The organism is Mesorhizobium sp. RCAM 05104 (genome assembly GCF_059683645.1).
In genome coordinates, this window is record NZ_CM185033.1 from 1,044,319 (window position 1) to 1,065,904 (window position 21,586).

Annotated in this window: 21 protein-coding genes and 1 pseudogene; 9 read left to right on the forward strand and 13 right to left on the reverse strand. The window is 63.4% G+C overall.

Annotated features, from left to right (window positions below):
* Positions 1–3 precede the first annotated feature (3 nt).
* Positions 4–390 (reverse strand): VOC family protein, encoded by a 387-nt coding sequence (locus tag AC56QP_RS05565; RefSeq protein WP_489860591.1) that lies wholly within the window; start codon positions 388–390, stop codon positions 4–6.
* The gene (cysS, locus tag AC56QP_RS05570; protein ID WP_489860590.1) at positions 387–1,823 is read right to left on the reverse strand and encodes a cysteine--tRNA ligase; all 1,437 of its coding nucleotides are present in this window, start codon (positions 1,821–1,823) and stop codon (positions 387–389) included. The genes AC56QP_RS05565 and cysS overlap by 4 nt, the downstream gene beginning before the upstream one ends.
* Before the next feature lie 408 nt (positions 1,824–2,231).
* Between cysS and AC56QP_RS05575 the strand changes: the two genes are divergently transcribed.
* The gene (locus AC56QP_RS05575; RefSeq protein ID WP_497100640.1) at positions 2,232–2,387 is read left to right on the forward strand and encodes a hypothetical protein; all 156 of its coding nucleotides are present in this window, start codon (positions 2,232–2,234) and stop codon (positions 2,385–2,387) included.
* Positions 2,388–2,458: 71 nt separating this feature from the next.
* Here AC56QP_RS05575 and AC56QP_RS05580 read toward each other — a convergent pair whose 3' ends face one another.
* Entirely contained in the window at positions 2,459–3,220 is a 762-nt protein-coding gene (locus AC56QP_RS05580) for an SOS response-associated peptidase (protein ID WP_489860589.1), read from the reverse strand.
* 130 nt (positions 3,221–3,350) lie between these two features.
* Between AC56QP_RS05580 and AC56QP_RS05585 the strand changes: the two genes are divergently transcribed.
* The 4 genes from AC56QP_RS05585 to AC56QP_RS05600 all read left to right on the forward strand — a co-directional run bounded on the left by AC56QP_RS05585 (position 3,351) and on the right by AC56QP_RS05600 (position 5,731).
* A complete protein-coding gene (locus AC56QP_RS05585; protein WP_489860588.1) occupies positions 3,351–3,788 on the forward strand; it encodes an NUDIX hydrolase in 438 nt (145 codons plus the stop codon).
* A gap of 90 nt (positions 3,789–3,878) precedes the next feature.
* A complete protein-coding gene (locus AC56QP_RS05590) occupies positions 3,879–4,256 on the forward strand; it encodes a TIGR02301 family protein (RefSeq protein ID WP_489860587.1) in 378 nt (125 codons plus the stop codon).
* Between the two features lie 361 nt (positions 4,257–4,617).
* Positions 4,618–4,875 carry a hypothetical protein gene (locus tag AC56QP_RS05595; RefSeq protein WP_008874920.1) on the forward strand — a complete coding sequence of 86 codons (258 nt, stop codon included), beginning with the start codon at positions 4,618–4,620 and terminating at the stop codon, positions 4,873–4,875.
* Positions 4,876–4,942: 67 nt separating this feature from the next.
* A complete protein-coding gene (locus AC56QP_RS05600) occupies positions 4,943–5,731 on the forward strand; it encodes a hypothetical protein (protein ID WP_489860586.1) in 789 nt (262 codons plus the stop codon).
* Positions 5,732–5,837: 106 nt separating this feature from the next.
* On the opposite strand, the gene AC56QP_RS05605 is transcribed toward AC56QP_RS05600, so the two are convergent.
* Positions 5,838–7,169 (reverse strand): dihydroorotase, encoded by a 1,332-nt coding sequence (locus AC56QP_RS05605; RefSeq protein WP_489860585.1) that lies wholly within the window; start codon positions 7,167–7,169, stop codon positions 5,838–5,840.
* Between the two features lie 83 nt (positions 7,170–7,252).
* Here AC56QP_RS05605 and ygfZ point away from each other — a divergent pair, with 83 nt between their 5' ends.
* The 3 genes from ygfZ to AC56QP_RS05620 all read left to right on the forward strand — a co-directional run bounded on the left by ygfZ (position 7,253) and on the right by AC56QP_RS05620 (position 10,969).
* A complete protein-coding gene (gene ygfZ / locus AC56QP_RS05610) occupies positions 7,253–8,131 on the forward strand; it encodes a CAF17-like 4Fe-4S cluster assembly/insertion protein YgfZ (RefSeq protein WP_489860584.1) in 879 nt (292 codons plus the stop codon).
* On the forward strand, positions 8,131–8,766 hold the full coding sequence (locus AC56QP_RS05615) for an HD domain-containing protein (RefSeq protein WP_489860583.1): 636 nt from the start codon (positions 8,131–8,133) through the stop codon (positions 8,764–8,766). Before ygfZ ends, AC56QP_RS05615 begins: the two co-directional genes overlap by 1 nt.
* Before the next feature lie 64 nt (positions 8,767–8,830).
* Complete coding sequence (locus tag AC56QP_RS05620; RefSeq protein WP_489860582.1) at positions 8,831–10,969, forward strand: putative bifunctional diguanylate cyclase/phosphodiesterase; 2,139 nt, start codon at positions 8,831–8,833, stop codon at positions 10,967–10,969.
* A gap of 11 nt (positions 10,970–10,980) precedes the next feature.
* On the opposite strand, the gene AC56QP_RS05625 is transcribed toward AC56QP_RS05620, so the two are convergent.
* Complete coding sequence (locus tag AC56QP_RS05625) at positions 10,981–11,871, reverse strand: fatty acid desaturase family protein (RefSeq protein WP_497100639.1); 891 nt, start codon at positions 11,869–11,871, stop codon at positions 10,981–10,983.
* Positions 11,872–11,983: 112 nt separating this feature from the next.
* Here AC56QP_RS05625 and AC56QP_RS05630 point away from each other — a divergent pair, with 112 nt between their 5' ends.
* Positions 11,984–12,895, forward strand: a complete 912-nt coding sequence (locus AC56QP_RS05630; protein WP_489860581.1) for a LysR substrate-binding domain-containing protein — start codon at positions 11,984–11,986, stop codon at positions 12,893–12,895.
* Between the two features lie 18 nt (positions 12,896–12,913).
* On the opposite strand, the gene AC56QP_RS05635 is transcribed toward AC56QP_RS05630, so the two are convergent.
* From AC56QP_RS05635 to recO, 8 genes and pseudogenes are all read right to left on the reverse strand, one after another.
* Entirely contained in the window at positions 12,914–13,186 is a 273-nt protein-coding gene (locus AC56QP_RS05635; protein ID WP_489860580.1) for a DUF3303 domain-containing protein, read from the reverse strand.
* A gap of 22 nt (positions 13,187–13,208) precedes the next feature.
* Positions 13,209–14,672 carry a RimK family ATP-grasp domain-containing protein gene (locus AC56QP_RS05640; protein ID WP_256749593.1) on the reverse strand — a complete coding sequence of 488 codons (1,464 nt, stop codon included), beginning with the start codon at positions 14,670–14,672 and terminating at the stop codon, positions 13,209–13,211.
* A complete protein-coding gene (locus AC56QP_RS05645; protein WP_489863676.1) occupies positions 14,669–15,775 on the reverse strand; it encodes a peptidase C39 family protein in 1,107 nt (368 codons plus the stop codon). The genes AC56QP_RS05640 and AC56QP_RS05645 overlap by 4 nt, the downstream gene beginning before the upstream one ends.
* Positions 15,776–15,982: 207 nt before the next feature.
* Entirely contained in the window at positions 15,983–16,774 is a 792-nt protein-coding gene (locus AC56QP_RS05650) for an anti-sigma factor family protein (RefSeq protein WP_489860579.1), read from the reverse strand.
* Complete coding sequence (locus AC56QP_RS05655) at positions 16,771–17,289, reverse strand: RNA polymerase sigma factor (RefSeq protein WP_091577120.1); 519 nt, start codon at positions 17,287–17,289, stop codon at positions 16,771–16,773. Before AC56QP_RS05655 ends, AC56QP_RS05650 begins: the two co-directional genes overlap by 4 nt.
* Positions 17,290–17,463: 174 nt before the next feature.
* Positions 17,464–20,207: pseudogene (locus AC56QP_RS05660) on the reverse strand (DUF2339 domain-containing protein).
* Positions 20,208–20,280: 73 nt separating this feature from the next.
* Entirely contained in the window at positions 20,281–20,799 is a 519-nt protein-coding gene (locus AC56QP_RS05665; RefSeq protein ID WP_489860577.1) for a PaaI family thioesterase, read from the reverse strand.
* Positions 20,796–21,572 carry a DNA repair protein RecO gene (gene recO, locus AC56QP_RS05670; RefSeq protein WP_489860576.1) on the reverse strand — a complete coding sequence of 259 codons (777 nt, stop codon included), beginning with the start codon at positions 21,570–21,572 and terminating at the stop codon, positions 20,796–20,798. Before recO ends, AC56QP_RS05665 begins: the two co-directional genes overlap by 4 nt.
* Positions 21,573–21,586 lie beyond the last annotated feature (14 nt).

Genomic DNA, 21,586 nt, shown 5'->3' on the forward strand with positions numbered 1-21,586 from the left:
CGCTTACTCCGGCACATGGCAGACCGCCTCGACATTGTTGCCGTCGGGATCGAAGACGAAGGCGCCGTAGTAGTTCGGGTGATAGTGCGGGCGCAGGCCCGGCCCGCCATTGTCCTTGCCGCCGGCGGCAAGTGCGGCTGCGTGGAAGGCATCGACCTCGGCGCGGCTGCGCGCCGTGAAAGCGACGTGCTGGTGATCCCTGGGCTTTTCCTTGCCGGCGTGCAGCCAGAACACCGGCCGGTCGCGGCCATAGCCGCCAACCTTGGCGCCGCCGGTGTATTCCTGCGGCACCATGTAGAGGAGTGCTGCCCCCAGCGGCGCCATCGCCTTGTCGTAGAAAGCCTTCGAAGCGTCGAAATCGGCCACGGTGATGCCGAGATGGTCGATCATCTTTTTACCTCCCAGGTGGTGATGCGTTCGCCGGTGGCGGGGTCCTTGCCGTCCTTCAACTGTACACCTTGTGCCAACAGTTCGTCGCGGATGCGGTCGGCCTCGGCCCAGTTCTTCGCCGCGATGAGCGCGAGGCGATTGGCGATCGTTCTGGCGACCTTGTCCTCATCCACCTCCGCCGAGGCGACATCGAAGCCAAGGAACAGCAGCGACGCCTTTAGCGCAGCAGCGGCTTCGTTGCTGTCGGCGGCATCGCCGGCCAACTGCGTCAGGACCTGGAAAGCGGCATAGGTGGCGAGATCGTCCGACAAGGCATCGATGACCTCCACGGGCAACTGCCTTGCCGCCGCCGGCGCCAGGTCCGCCGCCCTTTTCCATTTGCGTAGCGTGTTCTCCGCCTCTTCCAGCTTGCGCACGGAAAAATCGATCGGCTCGCGATAATGCGTCATCAGCATTGCCAGCCGCAGCACCTCGCCCGGCCATTTGCGGCCACCAAAAGTCTCCGTCTCCAGCAGTTCGTTAATCGAATAGAAATTGCCGAGGCTCTTCGACATCTTCTGCCCCTCGACCTGCAGGAAGCCGTTGTGCATCCAGATGTTGGCCATGACATCGGTACCGTGCGCGCAGCGCGACTGGGCGATCTCGTTCTCATGGTGCGGGAAGATCAGGTCGAGCCCGCCGCCATGGATGTCGAACACCTCGCCGAGATAGGCGGCCGACATCGCCGAGCACTCGATGTGCCAGCCCGGACGGCCCCTGCCCCAGGGTGAATTCCAGCCCGGCTCCTCCGGCGACGACAGCTTCCACAGCACGAAATCGCCGGGGCTCTTCTTGTGCGCGTCGACAGCGATGCGAGCACCGGCCTGCTGCTCGTCGAGATTGCGCTTCGACAATTGTCCATAGTCCGGCATCGAGGCCGTGTCGAACAGCACTTCGCCTGCCGCGACATAGGCATGGCCGCGTTGGATCAGGCTTTGAATCAAGGTGATCATGTCGGCCTTGCCGTCAGCGCGGGGCTCGACGAACTCGGTGGCGCGTGGCTCGAATGTCGGCTCCAGGCAGCCGAGCGTCGCCACGTCCCTGTGGAACTGGTCGGCGGTCTTTTCGGTGACCCGCCGGATTGCCTCGTTGAGCGAAAGTGCCCCGGAAGCGATCTCGCCGCCGAAATCACGCAGGGCGCGCGCGTTAATCTTGTCGTCGACATCTGTGATGTTGCGCACATACGTGACGTGCGCTTCGCCGTAGACATGGCGCAGCAAACGGAACAGCACATCGAAGACGATCACCGGCCGCGCATTGCCGATATGGGCAAAATCGTAGACCGTCGGGCCGCAGACATACATGCGCACATTGCGCGGATCGATCGGGACGAAATCCTCCTTGCTCCGCGTTAGCGTGTTGTAGAGGTGCAGGCCCTTCGATGCGTCAGACATTCGTGCCTTCCCGGTCCGTTGATAGTGAAGCCCTGCCTGCGCCGAAGGCGCAAATCGGGCTCCAGCCTGCTGGCCGGGGCGTTTGTCCAATCTAGGGGAAGATGAGGCGAAAACGTCCGGACCAGCGCGAGGCTAGCCAATAATGCAAATGCCACAAATGGCGAACGACGTTTTCATGGGCGGCTTTATCGCCTTGGCCGGTGTTGCCGTCAAGTCGCTGGTTCTGAGAAAAACGTCACGAAGACTGGTAAACGCGTGGTTCGATCACGCGGAATCAGGCAGTGAAACATTTTATTAAACATGTCGGCACAGTCATGAAACATTCGCCGGCTAGATCACCACACGTCACGATTTGGTCGGATTCGGCCAGCAAACGCAGACACTGAAATGTTACCTGGGAAGAGAGACATGGCTCGCAGCAAGCAGGAATCCAACCGCGCCAAGCAACCGGCGCTGGCCAACCACTATCGCGCGATCGGCCCGGCGGCGATCGTCGCCGCCCTTCTCCACACCGCGAAGAAGAAAAAGCCGACGCAGAAGATCGTATCCCCCCGCGCTGCCTGAAGCAGTATTCGGCCGGCGCCAAAGGCGCCGGGCATGATGGCGCTGAATGCGCTTCAAAATAACAGCCTCTGCTAAAACAGCGTCATCTGACTGTCGTCCGCGCCGGGCTTCTGGCGCTTGACCTTCTCGGGCTCCGGCCCGATCTCGCCCCTCTCCTGTATCTCCGGTCCGGTGTTGGCGACCTTGTTGACAAGGACGGAGACCGGAATTGCCTCGAAGAAACCTGTTGGCGCCGGCCGCAGCAGGTCGGCGACATCGCGGGGCTCGAGCGTACGGCAATCCAGCCAGCGGACGAAATCCCTGGGATCGATCACCACCGGCATGCGATCATGGATGTGGGCGATGTCGGCATTGGCGTTGGCGGTCAGGATGGCGCCAGTATCCATTTCCGAACCACCAGGCTCGGCATAGGTCTCGACAAGGCCGGCAAAGGCGACCAACCCGCCATGCCTGGGCCGAACCCAATAGGGCTGCCCTTTCTTGCCGCCGGTCTGCCGCCACTCGTAGAAACCTGACGCCGGCACCAGCGCGCGGCGATGGCGCATGGCGGCCTTGAACGAGGCCTTTTCGGCTGCCCCTTCGGAGCGCGCGTTGAACAGCAGCGGAAACTCCCTGGTGTCCTTGACCCAGGTTGGGATGAGCCCCCAGCGCACCAGCACCGACTGCCGGTCCGGCAGATTCGAGCCCGGTGCCCGCGAGGCGCCGGCGGTCGCCATCAGGATCGGCTGCGTCGGGGCAATGTTGTAGCGCGCCGGGAAATCCTCCAGTTCCGCCAAGCCTAGAAAGGCGGCGGTCTGGTCCGGCGTCGCGGTCAAGGCAAAGCGTCCGCACATGGTCGGTTGGTGCCCTTAAAACGGTTCGGTTTGAAAGTGGCGATGGAACCGGCGTTGCGCAACCGCTAAAGCTTCCCCATGCTGGGCGGTCCACAACAGTCCTGCCTTCAATGAGCCCGATCGGAAATCCATGAGCGAAGCGCGCAGGACACTTCCGGCAGTCTCGGTCGCCGTCGTGCGTGGCCAAACCGTGCTGCTGGTCAAGCGAGCGCGGCAACCGTCACAAGGGCTCTATGCCTTTCCGGGCGGCAAGGTCGAGGCCGGCGAAACGCTGGAGGATGCGGTAAAGCGCGAACTGCTGGAGGAGACCGGCTTGCGGGCCACCAATTACCGCCCGCTTCGGGAAGTCCATATCGATGGCAGGGACGACGACCACCCGGTCGACTATCTCCTGACGGTGTTCGGTGCCGCCTATGCCGGCGGCGAGGCGGTGGCCAGCGACGATGCCGATACAGCGGCCTTCTATACACTCGACGAGATGACGGCGCTGCCGCTCGCCGGCTCGGTGTTCGCGGTCGCCGAAGACTTGCTGGATCCCGGCGGAAACGCTGGGCCGCTGCAGCGGTGAAAATCGCCTTGCGGGCGACAAATTGTTTCGTCACAAAGGCTTATGCTGTTGGCGGCCACAACGGCTTACGCCGTTCGGCAGGGAAGGCTCATGAACCGTCCATCCATGTACCTCGCCATATGTCTTGCCGTCAGTGCGGCTGTCTCGACGCGGCCGGCGCTCAGCGCCGAGTCGCCGTTCGAGCCGGGCCTGATGCGGCTGGCCGAGGTTCTGGGATCGCTGCATTTCCTGCGCAATTTGTGTGGAGAGAAAGGCGATCAGTGGCGCGTCGAAATGCAGAAGCTGCTCGATTCGGAAAATCCGGATGCCGAGCGACGCGCCCGCTTCATCGCCAGCTTCAATCGCGGCTACCGCTCCTTCGGCGGCACCTATACGCAGTGCACGGCCTCGGCAACCGAAGCCATCAGCCGCTACATGAAGGAAGGCGAGACGCTGTCGCGCGACATCGCTTCGCGTTACGGAAACTAGACATTCCGGACTGCTCATCAACAAGTATCCAAGCCACCGCCGGCGCCAGCGGACATATACGGCTTGTGCCGGACGATATGTTGGTGCAATCCTGATGTTGCTCTTGTGCAACAGTATTAACGAAACGTTACCGCGCGAATGCGAAATTAACTCAAACTGAAGGTTTTCGCCCCGCAGGCCTCCCTAATCGGCTAAGTTTGACCCGAGCTGAACGCAGCTTCGCACAAGGCAATCGGGCTCTGTGAAAGACGATCAAAAAAATGTCGTATTTACAGATACTTACTTGACCCTGCGTGTGAAATGAACAGATCAGGCCCGATCCACATCGACGGATTGCTGCTTGAAAGGGTGGACATCGCATATGGAACATGGTGTCAACGACATCGACGCGCTGGTCAGGGAAGAAAAACGCCTGACCGCCGTGGAAAGCCACAGCGAAGCCTGGGCGGAAGGTCTCTCCGCCGGCATAGAGCCCGAAATCATTGCCGAAGCAGCGCTTGAGACGGCGTTCGGCGAGATGCTGCGTGCCAATGGCGAGACCTCGGCCCTTGCCCTGCTCGACCGTATGCGTGAAAAGGTGATTGCTGGCGCCTTCGAACCTGAACGGCTGCGGCACTGAACCGACGTCCGGTTCTTTGACGATATGCCGCTCGGGCATGATGCCCGGAATCAAGGAGAAGCGGGCAGTGAATTTTTCGATGTCAGGCAAGCCGCGTGGCTTGGTCCTTTACATCTGCTTCGCCGCTTGCAGGGCCGCGATTCCCTTGGTTGCATGCCTCGTGAGCAGCCCAGCCTATGCGCTGAGCGAGATCAAGCGCGAAGAGCTCCCCTCCCCGGTCCAGCCTTCGGCCGACGACGACATGTCGCCGCCCGGAAGCGCCGTGCCGATGCCCGACCCGGTCGGAACGCCGCCTTCGACCAGCCAACCGGCTGCGCCGAACGAGGCCGAGCCCGACAGCCCACCCGACGGGGGCGTGACCAGACCGCGCGTCGATCCGGACACGCCGATACCCGAGGTCGTCTACGATCTCGACAAACTGCCCGAGCCGGTGCGGCGCATGCACAATCTGATCGTCGAAGCCTGCAAGAGCGGCGACATCGAAAAACTGCGGCCTTTGATCGGTAAGGGCGACAGCACGACGCAATTGTCGCTGACCGACATAGACGGCGACGCCATTGCCTTCCTCAAGGGCCTCTCCGGCGACCCGGAGGGGCAGGAAATCCTGGCCATCCTGGAGGAAGTGCTCGATGCCGGCTACGTCCACCTCGATGCCGGCACGCCGGAAGAGCTCTATGTGTGGCCGTATTTCTTCGCGCTACCGTTGGACAAGCTCGACGCCAAGCAGCGGGTTGAGCTGTTCAAGATCGTCACCGCGGGCGACTTCGATGACATGAAGCAGTTCGGCGCCTACATCTTCTACCGCGTCGGCATCACGCCCGCCGGGCAATGGACCTTCTTCGTCGCCGGGGACTGATTCTTCCGCCAAGCGGCGTGGTCAAAACAACCCGCTCGTGTCTGAGCCGAATGCCCGTTGATCGCCGGCGATCTTGCGGATCGCCTTTCCAGCGCCGTCGAAACAGCTAACCCGCCAGTGCCTCGGAGAACTCCACCGCCCTGCCCTGGCTTGGCGTGACGATTTCGCCCTCCCACATGACGCGGCGGCCGCGAATGACGGCGCCGACCGGCCAACCGGTGACTTGCTTGCCATCATAGGGTGTCCAACCGGCTTTCGACCCTGCCTGCGCATTGGTGATGGTCTCGCGCCGCTTCATGTCGACAATGGTGAAGTCGGCATCGTAACCGGCGGCGATGCGGCCTTTTCTTGCCATGCCGAAGATACGCTGCGGGCCGTGGCTGGACAGGTCGACGAAGCGCTGCAGGGTCAACCGGCCGGCATTGACGTGGTCGAGCATGATCGGCACCAGCGTCTGCACGCCGGTCATCCCTGACGGCGACGCCGGGTACGGCTTTGCCTTCTCGGCCAACGTGTGTGGCGCGTGGTCGGAGCCGAGCACGTCGACAATGCCTTGCACAATGCCGTGCCAGACGCCGTCGCGATGGCGCGCGGCACGCACAGGCGGATTCATTTGAATGAGCGTGCCCAGCCGCGCGTAGTCGTCCGCCGACAGCGTCAGATGATGCGGTGTCGCCTCGCAGGTCGCGACATCCTTGTGCTGTTCGAGGAACACAATTTCCTCGGCCGTCGAGATGTGCAGCACGTGGATGCGGGCGCGAACGCTTCGTGCGATGCGCACCAGCCGCTCGGTGCAGCGCAAGGCGGCGATCTCGTCGCGCCAGACCGGGTGCGATGAAGGATCCCCCTCGATGCGTTCGCCAAGACGCTCACGCAGCCGGAACTCGTCCTCCGAATGAAAGGCGGCGCGGCGGCGCGTGTTCCTCAGGATCGAAGCGACGCCCTCGTCGTCCTCGACCAGCAGGTCGCCGGTCGACGAGCCCATGAAAACCTTGATCCCCGCAGCGCCCGGCAACCGCTCAAGCTCGCCGACATCCCTGGCGTTCTCACGGGTGCCGCCGACCCAGAAGGCGAAATCGCAATGCATGCGACCATTGCCACGTCGGACCTTGTCGGCAAGCGCTGCCTCGCTGGTGGTAAGCGGATTGGTGTTGGGCATCTCGAACACGGCGGTGACGCCGCCAAGCACCGCCGCGCGCGAGCCCGTTTCCAGGTCTTCCTTGTGCTCCAGTCCCGGTTCGCGAAAGTGCACCTGGCTGTCGATGACACCTGGCAGGATATTCAGGCCGCGGCAGTCGATCGTCTCGCCGGCCGACGCATGTGAGAGATCGCCGATGGTGGCGATGCGCCCGCCCCGAACACCGATGTCGCGAAAACCTTCGCCATCATGGTTGACCACGATGCCGCCTGTCAGGATGAGGTCGTAGGTCGTGGCCATGTGGGTCCAGTCTCTTGCAGGGGGAGTGGCAGCGGCTTACGTAAAGGCCGACTGTTTTGCAAGATCAGGTTCAATTCCCGCCAATGCCCTTTGCCCTGCTGAAAGACCGCGCCCTCATTTCCGTGTCCGGCCCGGATGCCGAGCATTTTCTGCAGAACATAGTGACCACCGATCTCGATGCACTCGGCGCCGGCGAAGCAAAGCCGGGTGCCCTGCTTTCACCGCAAGGCAAGATCCTGTTCGATTTCCTGATCTCGCGCGCCGGCGAGAATACCTTTCGGCTCGAATGCCGCGCCGACACTGCAGGCGATTTCGTGCGCCGGCTGACACTCTACAAACTACGCGCCAAGGCCGAGATAACCAAGGTCGATCAAGCACTTGTCACCGTTGCGTGGGGAAAGGAGTCAACGACCTCGCACTTAGATTCCACGATGGGGGCCGATTCAACGGCGGTGGTCGACCGACGCTTTTCCGGTGATGTCGTTACCCGCTCCTATGGCAATGCCGCGGCGAGCGGCGACCCCACCGCGTGGCAGGCCTTTCGTATCGCCCACGGCATTGCCGAAAGTGGGGCCGACTACGCGCTCGGCGAAGCATTCCCGCATGACGTGCTGCTCGACGAAACGGGCGGTGTCGGCTTCAAGAAGGGCTGCTACATCGGCCAGGAGGTCGTTTCGCGCATGCAGCATCGCGGCACGGCCAGGCGGCGCGTGCTGATCGTCCAGGCCGGGCTTGCCCTGGCCGCCGCGGGCACCGAACTCACCGTCGACGGACGGACGGTCGGCTCGCTCGGCTCGAATGTCGGCAGGACCGGGCTTGCCATTGCCCGCATCGACAGGGTCAAGACGGCGCTCGACGCCGGCCTGCCGATCATGGCGGGAGACGTCCCGGTTACGGTGGCCATTCCCGGCTGGGCGAAGTTCACCTTCCCACAGGAAGCCGTCGGCGCGGAGGAGGCCTGATGGCGGCCGATCGCGTCGGCGCGCCGCCGCGTGCCTGGCAGCGCATGCTGTCCGGCCGCCGGCTCGACCTGCTCGACCCCTCGCCGCTCGACATCGAAATCTCCGACATTGCGCATGGGCTCGCCCGCGTCGCCCGCTGGAACGGCCAGACCAGTGGTGAGCATGCGTTTTCGGTTGCCCAGCACTCACTGCTGGTCGAAGCGCTGTTCTGCGACCTGGTGCCTGCGGCTTCGGCTGACGCCCGGCTGGCGGCACTGCTGCACGACGCACCCGAATATGTCATCGGCGACATGATCTCACCGTTCAAATCGGTGATGGGCGGCAGCTACAAGGACTGCGAGTTAAGATTGCAGCGCGCCATTCATTTGCGCTTCTCGCTGCCGCCAGAACCAACCGCGGCGTTGCGCAAGGAAATCAAGCGCGCCGACCAGATCGCCGCCTATTTCGAGGCAACGCTGCTTGCTGGCTTTTCGACCGCCGAGGCGACCGAGTTCTTTGGCCGCCCGCGCGGTTTCAACGCCGACCGCTTCGATTTCACGCCACGCTCCGTGACCTGGGCACAGAATGCGTTCCTGAAGCGCTTTTCCGCCATCGAGAAGTCACGCGGTCAGGTTCCTGCACCCGCGGTCAGCTGAAAACGCTAAATTAACCGGCTGCGGCCACAGTATCCCGTTCAATCACGAACCGCAGGCGCGCTTCATGCCCGTTGATGTCAAGGATGGTTCGGCCGTCCCGAAACGGGGCGCCGAAGGCGTGGATCGTTCGCGCCATATGGAAGACGAACTGCGCGAACAGAACGAACGTTTTTCGGCCGCGGTCGAGAACATGTCGCACGGGCTGTGCATGTTCGACGCCGACGAGCGGATGATCATCTGCAACCGCAACTACCTCGACATCTTCTGTCTCGACGCCAGCGTGATCCGAACCGGCACCCGGTTCCTCGACATCCTGCGGCACAGCGTAGACATCGGGATTGCTTCGCAAAGCGCTGATGAGCTCTACGCCATCCGCAAGCCCTATATCGACCAGGCCAGACCCTCGACCTACGAGGAGACGCTGTCCGATGGTCGCATCATCAACATCTCGCATCGCCCGCTGGCTTCGGGCGGCTGGGTCTCGATCTACGAGGACATCACCGAGCAGCGGCGCGCCCAACAGGATCTCAAGGAACAGCACCGCCGCTTCGACGCGGCGCTCGCCAACATGTCGCAAGGGCTGCTGATGTACGACGCCGACGGCAGGCTGATCGTGTGCAACGGGCGTTTTCTGGAACTCTACAACGTCACCGCAGCGGACTTCCCGCTCGGAACAACGCACCGCGACGCGCTCGAACGATTGCTGGAACTCGGCATCTATACGAAGATCGACGTAGACAGCGAAGTCGCCAAAACCGAGGCCTGCCTGGTGGCGGGAAAAATGCATTCGACATATCGGCATCTTACCGACGGCAGGACGGTTCTGGTCACGCGTCAGCCGATGAGCGGTGGCGGTTGGGTGGCGACCTTCGACGACGTCACCGAGCGCCGCCGCACCGAAGAGCGCATGACCCATCTTGCGCATCACGATACGCTGACCGGGCTGCCCAACCGCTCGATGTTTCGCGAACGGCTCTACCTTGCGCTGGAGGACGCAGCGGCCACGCCACTGGCGGTCTTCTCGCTCGATCTCGACCGCTTCAAGGCCGTCAACGACACCTGGGGACATCCTGCCGGCGACTGGCTGTTGAAAAGCGTGGCCGAGAGGCTGCAGCGTTGCCTACACAATGAAACAGACATCGTGGCTCGGTTCGGCGGCGACGAATTCGTCATCATCCAGTTCAATTTCAAGGGCATCGCCCATGCTGAAAAACTGGCGAAACGCATCGTCGAGGCAATCGCAAAACCGTTTCGCGACAAGAACCGGGACATGCATGTCGGCATCAGCCTGGGCATCTCCGTTTTCCCCGACGACGGCAGCGACGCCGATACTCTGCTGAAAAACGCCGATACGGCGCTCTATCGGGCGAAGAGCGAAGGGCGCAACCTGTATCGCTTCTTCGAGCCCGGAATGGACGCCATGGTGCAGGCCCGCCGGGCGCTTGAGGTCGATCTCGAGACAGCGCTGCCACGCCAGGAATTCGATCTCGATTTCCAGCCCCTCATGAACATAGAATCCGGCGAGATCATCGGCGCGGAGGCCCTGATGCGCTGGCATTCCCCAGCGCGCGGCACGGTGGCGCCGGACGAGTTCATTCCAGTCGCCGAGGAAACCGGACTGATCGTGCCACTTGGCGAGTGGGCACTGAGGAAGGCCTGCGCGGCGGCGGCAAGCTGGCCTGCTGGCGTGCGCATCGCAGTCAATGTTTCCGCCGTGCAGCTCAAAAGCGGCGGTTTCGCCCGCAGCGTCATCTCGGCGCTGGCCTTTTCCGGCGTGCCGGCCAATCAGCTGGAACTGGAGATCACCGAAACCGTGCTGATGGACGAGAGCGAAACCGTGCTGAAGACGCTGCGTCAATTGCGCGAGCTCGGCATCCGCATCGCGCTGGACGATTTCGGCACCGGCTATTCCTCGCTTGGTTATCTCAGGCGTTTTCCCGTCGACAAGATCAAGATCGATCGTTCTTTCATCCACGACCTGGGCAATCGCGATACCGCGGCGATCGTTCGCACCATCATCGGGCTGGGTGCCGAACTCGGCATCACCGTCACCGCCGAGGGTGTGGAGACCGAGGCGCAGCTCGACTTCCTGCGCGCCAATGGCTGTGTCGAGGCGCAGGGCTATCTGATCGGCGTACCGTCAAAGGCGGCGGACATTCAGCGCCTGCTGAAATCGCGCGTCTTGCACAGCCAGATCGGCTGAGACCGACCTCGTCAGCGCAGTGTCTCGATATACTTGCCGTGGAAGCTCACATAGCCCGGTTCGACGACCTTCAGATGCCGTTCTATCAGCGCATGAAACGCCGGCAGTTGATGAAACGGCACGCCGGGATAGGCATGGTGCTCGGCATGGAAAGGCATGTTCCACGCCAGCTTGCGCACAAACCAGTTCGTCAGCGTGGTCCGTGTGTTCTCCAGCATGTTGGCGACGAACGGACAACGGCCGTGCTCGGCGAGCAGATAGAGCCGCAGAAACGGCTGCCCGAGCAAGGCCGGCACGATCCAGACATAGAGAAGCACGGTGAGCCGGAAATACACCGCGAGGAAAATGACGACCGCATAGAAGGCAATCATGGCGCGCGCCTCGACCCGCACCTTGGCGTGGCCTTTTGGCGGAACGTAGCTTTGCCGGGCTCGATCTATCGCATTGGCATAAAGCGTCTTCAGGTGCCCCCACCATAACGGGATGCCTGATATGTGGATCAGATATTGCCGCAGGGTTTCCGGTTTGGGGAAGGCCAGTTCCGGGTCGTTCCGTGGGTCCTGCGTGTATCGATGGTGAGCGAAATGGAAGTAGCGGAACCAGTCCGCTGGCAGCGCGATCGCCAGGCTACACACCCGCGCCACGGCATCATTCAGCCACTGCGTCTCAAAAGCCGTGCGATGAACCGTCTCGTGCAGCGGCGTGAACAGGAACACGATCAGGATGCCTTGCGGCAGCATCAGCAACGGCCAGAACGGCACCTTCGCGGCAATCAGCGATCCAATGATCACGATCGCCCCCCAATGAGCGCCGAGTTGGACGAGACCCGCAACGTCGGACTTGGCGGTCAGGCGATTGCGCTCTTCGGGCGTCATGGATGCAATAATGTCGCGATGGTCCATCGGCCTCGATCCCGGCTTGGATTTGACGAAGCCCACCGTAGCCGATGAAAAAACTTTCCAAAAACGACGATTTCTGCGATTTGGATAAGCTGAGCTTATCTATCTGGCAATCATGGTCGCACTTCCATCCCTGAAAGGACTTCAGGCCTTCGAGGCCGCGGCACGCACGGGCAGTTTTGCCGCGGCGGCGGAAGAGCTTTCGGTCTCGGCCGCGGCCGTCAGCCAACTCATCCGCACGGTGGAGGAGCAGATCGGCCGCAAGCTGTTCCACCGCGTCAACCGCCGTGTCGTCCTCACCGGGGCCGGCGTCGAGATGCTGCCCAGGCTGACCATGGCCTTCCAGGAGATTGGCGGCGTCTCACGCGAACTGGGCGGCGACGCATTCCGCCCGCGCCTGGTGGTCTCGGTACCGCCATCGATGGCCATGGGCTGGCTTTCCCGGCGTCTCACCGGCTTTGTCACGAGCCACGGCGCCGTCGACATATCGCTCAGAGGTGATGACGATCCGGTATCGTTCGACCGTGAGCTGATCGACATCAGGCTCTCCTACGGTCCACATTATCGCGAACACCCGACCGAGGACATTGTTCGTGACGCCGTCTATCCCGTCTGCGCGCCCAGGCTCACCCACGCTACCGAACCCGACAGCCTCGGCGGCCTGCCGCTCATCCATACCGATTGGGGACCGACCGGTGCATCCTTTCCGTCCTGGCGCAACTGGTTCGAGGCGGCCGGCATCGAGCCGGGCCGGGCAGCGCAGCGTGGCCTCTCGGCCAACTCATCGCGGGCAGCACTCGACCTTGCCATTTCGGGGTTGGGCGTAGCATTGGCGCAAGGCGTCTATTGTGCCGAAGCGGTGGAGGACGGCAGGCTGGTCCGGCCCCTCGCCCGCGCGCTGGAGCTGCGCCAGCCTTATTGCCTGACGATCCCGGAGCGGAGCGCGAGGCGCGACGTCGTTGCGGCGTTCCGTGCCTGGCTGATCAACGAATGCAGGCGCGCAGTGGGCTCGCCAGCGCTGCGTTGACCCGACTGGCGACAATGGTCAGAGGTGCCCGCTCAATGCCTCCGCCATGTCCTTGCTCGTCGCCACGGGAACAATCTCGAATTCCACCAGATCCGCCCATTCGATGACCCAGCGCTGCAGTAGCGTGACGTCATCGGCCTCCACCAGCATGAAGCAGCGGCTCATATCCGCCGCGATCCAGCTGTGGTGCACGACAAGCTCATCCGGCTTCAGGCGGCCCCGGTCGCGAAAGCGGCGATAGATATCCTTGCGGTCGCAGCCGGTGAAATCCTCGATCACGATGAACTGCATGGTTCCCTCTCGGTTGAAACTATTATCGCCCCGGCCGGTCCAGCCGCTCCAGGAACCACTGCGTCAGCCGCACCCAGACCTCGTCCTTCTCGCCGGAATCCTCCCAGCCATGATCGAGGTTCGGATTGTCGTTGACCTCGATGACGAAGACACCGTCCTTGGTCTCCTTAAGGTCGACGCCGTACAGGCCATCGCCAATGCAGCGCGCCGCCTTCACCGCCGTCTCGACGACATGGGCCGGCGTTTCCTTCAGCGTGAAGGTCTTGATGCCGCCCTGGTCGGGCTTGCCGTTGGCCTTGTGGTTGACGATCTGCCAGTGCTTCTTGGCCATCAGATAGTGGACGGCAAACAGCGGCTGGCCGCCGAGCACCCCGACGCGCCAATCATATTCGGTCGGAATGAATTTCTGCGCGATCAGAAGATCGGAATCCTCCAGCCACTCGGTGGCGAGCGTCTTCAGCTCCTCGAAGTTGGCGCATTTCTTGACGCCACGAGAGAACGACGAATCCGGGATCTTCAGCACCAGTGGAAAGCCCAGCGTCTGCGCCGCCACCTCGAGATCCGACGTACCGGCAATCATCACTGTCGGCGGCACCGGCACCTTGTTGTAGGCCATCAACTCGTTGAGATAGACCTTGTTGGTGCAGCGGATCATCGACAGCGGGTCGTCGATGACCGGCATGCCTTCCTGCTGGGCGCGGCGGGCGAAGCGATAGGTGTGGTTGGAGATCGAGGTGGTCTCGCGGATGAACAGCGCGTCGTAATTGGCGAGCTTGGCCAGGTCCTTCTTGGTGATCGGCTCGATTTCGACGCCCATCTTTTCGGCGATCTTGGCCCAATAGCGCAGCGACGAGATCTCCGACGGCGGCAATTCCTCATGCGGATCGACCAGCGTGGCGAAGGTGTAGCGCGCCGGCGTGCGGCCCTTGGTGTCGCGCCACTCACGGTTGGTGTAGGTCTCCAGGCACTGGATGAAGCTTTTTTCCTCGTCTTCGGTCATCCGCGCCAGAGGATGGAAGCCGATCTTGCGGATCGAGGCCCATTCAGCGCTGTCCTTGATGTGGACTTCGAGCGCCGGCGCCCGGAACCAGTCGAACAACAGCTTGGCGAAACGGTCCCAGACCTTGGACGGGCCGATACCGAAGAAGATGCAGACCTTTGCCGGAAAGGCGCCGCCGAGATCCTTGCGGCACTTGTTGAGCGCCAGTTCCAGTTCCGGCAGCGCGTGCTCGTAGAGCTTGCGCTCCGACAGGTCGATCATCGTCTCGACGGTGGGGATGACCTTGTGGCCGCGCGAGCCCGCCAGCAGCGAGGCATAGTAGCCGCGGCTCTGGTAGGCGTAGTTGTTCGACAGGTTGATGACCTTCGGCCGCTGACCGCGAAACAGCGACGGATGCGCGAGATAGTCACGGTTGGTGATGATCTTGTGCGGCGTTGCCACCTGGTCGAGATCGCTTTGCCGGCCGGTAAGGATGACCCAGGTCATTGTCTGTCGCGCTTCCCCAGAGTTATGGCTGCACGCAGCCCGTCGCGGCCGAACTGCGCCATGTTCATGAAGATGCCGTAGGGCACCGGAATGTTGGCGGCATCAAGGATGGTTTCTTGCCTTTCGTCCTCGACCCAGGGATCGTGGATCAAGATATGGTCGCCGTCGTCGCCGATGGCCAGCACCCAGTGCGGCACCTTCTTGCCGAACATAAGGAAGCCGCTGATCAGCACCAGCACCAGTTTTCCCCCAGCGATCGCATCACGAATGTCGTCGATGGTGAACGGACGGTAATTCACCGGGATGCCGTATTGTTCCGCGCGACGGCGAAAGTCGACCTGGGCCAGTTCCATCACCCGGCGCTTGTCCTCGCTGCGCACCGATTGCAGGAACAGCGCGCCGTAGAACGAAACGTAGATCTCCGCCGCGAGCCCGCTTTCATAACCCGAGACAGCCAGGCCGAACGGCTCGCAACCCCCAGGTCCCGACATCATGAACACGGTCGTTGCCTCGCGCCACAGGCGGATTTCCATGACCGGATCCGGCACGAAGTCGGGGTCGAAATTGGCCATGGCCATCATCAGGCAGCATGGGCCGCAGGTGAATTCGCAGGTTTGCTGGTAGAACGGCACCCTGGTGGCGATCGGAACATCGCCGCGCAGGGTCTTTTCATAGCGAAGCGCGGTCTGGCCGTCCTCGTAGTAGCCGGGTTCACGGCCGATCTTGCGATAGCCGCCCTGCTCGTAGATGCGGATGGCACGGCTGTTGTCCTCGCGCACCTCCAGACGCAACATCATGCGGTCATGTTCGAAGGCTGCGTCTTCCGCGGCCCCGAGCAACTGGCGGCCGACACCGAGCCCGCCGAAGAAAGGGCCGGTGGCGATGGAATAGAGCCGTGCCACACCGCTGCCCTTGCGGAACAGCACGATCGCATAGCCGGCAACGCGGCCATCGACTTCGGCGACCAGCGTCTCGGCGGTCTCGCGCTCGATGAACAGGCGGAAGGAGCGGCGGGAAATGCGATCGCTCGAGAAAACAGCTTTCTCGATGGCGGCGAGATCATCGACGTCAGACGCGCGGGCCGTGCGGATCTCGGCAGGCATGCGGCTTAAGAAAACCCCGATTTCGTTGCCGAAACGGCCCCGGCCAAAGACGTCGTAAACACCGGCCGAAGCGCCGGTATTGATCAAGCGCTATCGCACCTTGATTAGGGCCGAATTGTGACAGGTTCCGTGGCGGTAAGGAAGCGCGCGGACTTTGAACGGGATTGCCGTTTTGAAAGGCCGCCGGCTGCGGAAGTCGCTGCCGACTCAGCTCGCGAGACCCGCCAAAAGCTGGCCATAGGCGCTCTTGGCCACGACCGCCAATTGCTCGCGCGGCAGCGAGCCGACGACGGCGCAGCCATAGCCCTTGTCCAGCCAGTAGACGGCCTGCGGGCCGTCCTGCGCCGCCATGTAGGTGCCCTTGGCATTCTCGGTCGATTCCGTGGTGACGAAGAGCGATATGCGCTCGCCTTTGTCGTCCTCGTAGAGCAGCATCGCGGCCTTGCTCTCGCCGGCCGGCAGCAACCGGCCGCCGACCAGTTGAAAACCGTTCGCGGTCAAATCCGGCGCCACCAGCTTCAACCCAACTCGGTTGGACAGCCAGGTCTGCAGATGATCCTTGTCGCTGGCCGGCACTTCCACCGCATGGCGCTTTTCGGCGGCATAGATGACATGGGCGGCAATTGCCTGTTCGGCGAGCCGATCCTCCGCCGGGTCCTCCTGTCCGATGCCGTCGATGCCGGCAAGATAGCCACTGAGCCCACCGGCGACCAGAAGCACCGCCGCAGCGGCAGAAAGCCACCAGCGCGAGCGCGAAGCCGCAGCCTTGACCGGCGTCTCGCCAAGCACGACCTTGCGCAACCGCACTGGGACGGTCTCGTCCAGCACGCCGGCGAAGGCGGCCTGCAATGCCGCCCGGTCGGCGGTGAAGCGCGTGCTCCTGGCCTTCATTTCGGGATTGGCGTCGAGCCAGGCATCGTAAGCGGTGCGCTCATCGGCTGGCAGCTCGCCGTCGAGCGCCATGTGGATGTCACGTTCGGAAAAATCGCGACGGATCATTTCTCGACGATCCTTATTGCGCGGCGGCGTGCTGTGTCGTCCAGCAGCCCGCGCAGTTCCTCACGCCCGCGCGCAATGCGCGACATCAGCGTGCCCGCGGGCACGCCGAGAATGTTGGCGGCTTCGGCATAGGAAAAACCTTCGATGGCGACCATGACGAGAGCCGCGCGGCGGTCGGGGCTGATCGCCTGCAATGCGTCGATGATCTCGCGCGAGGCGATGCTCTCCATCTGCTCGGCCGGCTGGGCAACTGCCTCGCCAGCCTCCAGCGGCAGCATCGCCGCTTCGCCGCGACGGTTCACCTTTCGCATCTGGTCGATGAACAAATGATGCATGATCGTAAACAGCCACCTCCTGGGGCTTTCTCCTGTCTGCCAGTTGTCGAGCCGCACAAGCGCCCGTTCGAGGCAATCCTGGACGAGGTCGTCGGCAGAATCGCGGTCGCGCAAAAGCGAGCGCGCATAGCGGCGCAGACGCGGTATTTCGCCAAGGATCGCTGCCTTCTTTTCGTCCATGACCGCTGGTTCTGAGGTCGCCTTTGTTGAGCCCAATTGAACGCGCCTTCCCGGCGCGGCGCAAGCGGCCAGCGCGAAGCGGTCCGCCGCTCCGGTCACCCAGGCAATCAGATAACGAGCCCATTGGCCGATTTATTCCCGGCTGGACTGAAATTTTATTGCTCTTGCTTGCCTTTATCCGCTTTCCTTCGCCGCCCGCGTCAGCAGCCGCTGATAAAACAGGCCAATGCCGATCAGCACCGCGCCGAGGCCAATGAAGGACAGCGCCCTCAGCACGCCTTCCAATTCCGACATGTCGAAGATGAACACTTTCAGCACGGCGATCGAGATGAGCGCCGCCGAGGCGATGCGCAGCACCTGCGACTTCAACCAGACGCCGGCGGTGAGCAGCGCCACGCCGATAATCAGCCAAAGCGCCGAATAGGTGTAGGTCTCCAACTGGCCGAGGCCGCTCCACAGGCCGATGAACTCGCCCTTGAACAGCCGCCTGACCGACAGCGTGGCATAGGCCAGGGCAAGCACGGTCGCCACCACGGCCAGCATCTGCGCATACCATTTCGGCCGCTTGTCCCTGGCGTAGAGCGCCAGCCCCCGGCGGCGACCGCCGGCAGGAGATAGGCGAGGAACAACAGGTTGAACACCGGGATCCGGCCTGTCGATTCGTCGGTGAACAGCGGATTCAGCACCACGAAATGCCGGATGACGATGAAGGCGACCGAAACCACGCCGGCGGCCATCGAACCATAGCGCAGCACCGAGCTTGGCGAGCGCCTGTCGATGGCGACCAGGATGGCGCCGGCGCCGATGGCGATCAGCGTATAGATCGCCTGCTCGGCGAGCGTCATCGCACCCGTGTCGATGACGCCGCCATGCATGGCATGGCGTACCAGCATGGCGAGCGTGAGCAGCGCAAACAGTGCCGCCGCCGCTTCCATGGCGAGGCGCGGCCGGCCATTGGTGGTGCGGGCGAGTTGCCAGGCGGCGAAGCCGAAGGCGAGCGCCGGTATGCCGTAGCCCGGCAGCAGCCAGTTGAAGACAGGTGTCCTGGAGAGGAATTCAGCGCCGACGATGGTCGGGTCGAAGGCGACGCGGCCAAGCACCGCGATCACCGCACCGACCGAAATCCAGCCGAACGCCGGATAGGAGCGCCAGCGCGTGGCCAAGGCCGGCACGATAGCCGAAGCACCCAGCAGGATGGTGGTCCAGCCGGAATCGAAAGCCATGTGCAGCATCAAGAGGCCGGCTATCGCAGCACCGCCCAAGGCAAACGACACCGCCGCGCCGCCCTTGAGCGGCGGCTCTTCACCGCGCGCGATCCACTCGGCGCCGGCGGCAAAAATCACGACGAGCAGTGCCGAGACCGCTCCGTAGACAAGATCACGGTCGAGATTGCCGAAGGTGAGCCAGAGCGCGAGCAGAATGACCAGAGGCACGATGACGCCCCACGCCCCCCATGAGGCGGCGCGGATCTGTGCCGAGGCAGCGAAGCGGCGCGCGGCCCAGAAGCCGGCGCCGATGAAAGTCAGGCCAAGCGCAATGCCGATGCGCAACGTCGAGGCATCGGACACCACCACCGGCTGGCCGTCGACACCCAGAGCGCCGCTGGAAAAATCCGATGCCACGGACGTCGGTGGGATGATGCCGAGATAGATCAGCACCGTCACCAGTCCGGCCGCGTAAAGCAGCGGCAGCGCCAATGGGCGATAGAGCGCGACAGCCACCATTGCGGCGAGGATCACGGCGCCCGGCAAGGCATCGCCGGCGGCGGCGAAGGCCGGGTCGACCGACAGGCCCAGCGCCGAGAATGCGACGAACAGGCCAGGCGCGATGGACGGCCAGTCGAAGGCCCTGGTTGGTCCGGTTTCGTCGTCACGGCGGCCGAGCCAGACAAGAGCGAGCACGGCCAGCGTGACGGCATCGATGAACAGGATGGCGGAGAGGTTCGCTCCCGGCGCATCCGTCATGTAGAGGATGGTCCATATACCGGTGCCGACAAAGGCCGCCGCCATCAACAATTTCCAGTCGCGCATGCGGGCGATGACGCCGGTTGCAACAAGCACGATCGAGAGATAGCCGAACAGCGCCCAGGGATTAGGCGCCTGCGAGGCGACGAGCATTGGTGTCACCATGGCACCGATGAGGCCGATGCCGGCCAGCGCCTGGCCATGGACAAGGGCCGCCGCGATCGTCGCCACGCCGATGGCGCCAAGCAGGGTGAAGGCAAGCGCCGGGCCGATGAAGCCGTAAATGCCGTGCGCGGCATAGACGGTGCCGAACAGGATGAAAGCGCCAGCCGCCGTCAGGATCGCCGGAATATAGGCGCCGGCGGCACCTTGCACCGGCACCTGGAAGCCGGTGCGGCGAATGAACTCGCCGCCGGCGACCAGCACCAGCCCGAGAACCGCGGCCATGGCAAGCCGCACGCCGGGACCGAAAATGCCGGCTTCGATCGTGTAGCGGATCAGGAACAGGCCGCCCAGCGCCAGCGCTATGCCGCCGACCCAGACCGCCCAGCGGGTGCCAAGCGCGGTTTCGATGTCCGGTTTGCCGGGCGCCTTCGCCGCCGCGGCGGGCTCGGCAGGTTCGGCTGCTTTCGGCTCGCCTGCGGTCCACGGCCCGGGCACGGCCTCGCCTAATGGAGCTTCCGCTTCCAGAGCCGGCGCCTGCGCGGTAACCGGCTCGCTCACCGCTGGCGAGGCGATTTCGGACGCTGCCGCAACGGCCGCGGCAGCGTCGGCAGGCCTGTTGTCGATCGCTGATTGTTCAGACGGCTTGGCTACGGGCGGCACCGCGCCGGAAAGGACCAGGCTGCGCAACGCGCCAAGCTCGCGCTCGATCAGGCCAATGCGGCTCTGCTGGCGCGAAATGATGACGAACAACGCGATGATGGCGACAAGGCCGATCAGGCTTTCAAACATGGCGGTTCCCCCAAACCAGGCCAGTTTTCACTGACGTTGACATTCAAATGCGGCGGCCAGACGGCCAGAAAACTCACCGTGCCGCCAGATTGGCCGCCGGAAAGATCGAACATGTTTCGGTGCCGAAAGCCAGCAGCTTGCCGCTGGCGTTCTTCAATGTCGCTTCCGACACCGCCAGCGTGCGGCCCTTGTGGACGACCTTGCCTTCGCAGACCACCTCGCCGGTCCTGGGCGTGATCGGCCGCGTCAGGTTCACCTTGAACTCCGCCGTCGTATAGGCTTCGCCCTTGCCGAGCAGAGTCTGCACGGCGCAGGCCAGTGACGAATCGAGCAGGGTCGCCGCCCAGCCGCCATGCACACCGCCCAGCGGGTTGAGATGGCGCTCGTTCGGCACGCCGCGGAACACGGCGCGGCCTTCCGACACTTCGGTCAACGCGAAGCTGAGCTGGAAGGAGATCGGTGGCGCCGGATACTTGCCGTCGATGATGCGCTGCAGCAGTTCCAGGCCGGTGTATTTCAGGATATCGGCGTGCGGAATGGTGCCGAGGCCGAGCGGCGAGACCCGGCCCGGATAAAATTCTACTTCGCTCATGTGATGATTTCTCTGGCCGCGTTCTCTTCGGCCAAGGCCCTGCCGCGCGCATGGTGCTTGCGCAGAGCAGCGAGGAAGCCGGAGCGGGCGTCGGGCGGCTCGATGCCGCGTGGCTCATAGACGTGGCGCGTGAAGAAGAAGCCGGTCAGCCGGAAGGCATCTTCCACCGCCGCCGGGTCCGCCCGCAGGCCAGAGCCGCGCTGCAGGAAGGCCGGCAGCGCCAGCATCTTGTCACGCCATGGCGCGCCGGCTTCGCGCGATACCGCACGGCCCGATTTCGGCGAGACATAGGCAAGGTCCTGCCGCGTGCCGGTGGCGGCACACTGGCTGAGATCGAGGCCGAAGCCGAGTTCATCGAGGATCAGAAGCTCGAAGCGCGCCACCAGTTCGCCGGCGGCGTCGGCATCGTCGAGATGGCCGATCATCACGGTGAGCGCCTCATAAAGGCCGCCATGGGCGTCACGCTCGGGCAACAGGCGCAGATGCTGGGCCATGGTCTGCAACCCGTAGACGGCAACGGCGCTGTCCATCAGCCGGGCGGCGTTCATCTCGATCGCCTCGGCCTGGAAGGTGCCAAGATGTTCGTCAAGCCGCGCCCGCCACAACAGTTCGACGCGATTGCCTGGCTGGAGAACGGGCTGCTGCTTGCGCGAGCGGCCGCCTCGGACAAGGCCGAGATGGCGGCCATGCGCACGCGTCATCACCTCGAGGATGGCGCTGGTTTCGCCATGCTTGCGGGTGCCGAGAATGATTCCCTCGTCGCGCCATTCCATGCCTGGAGCATTTC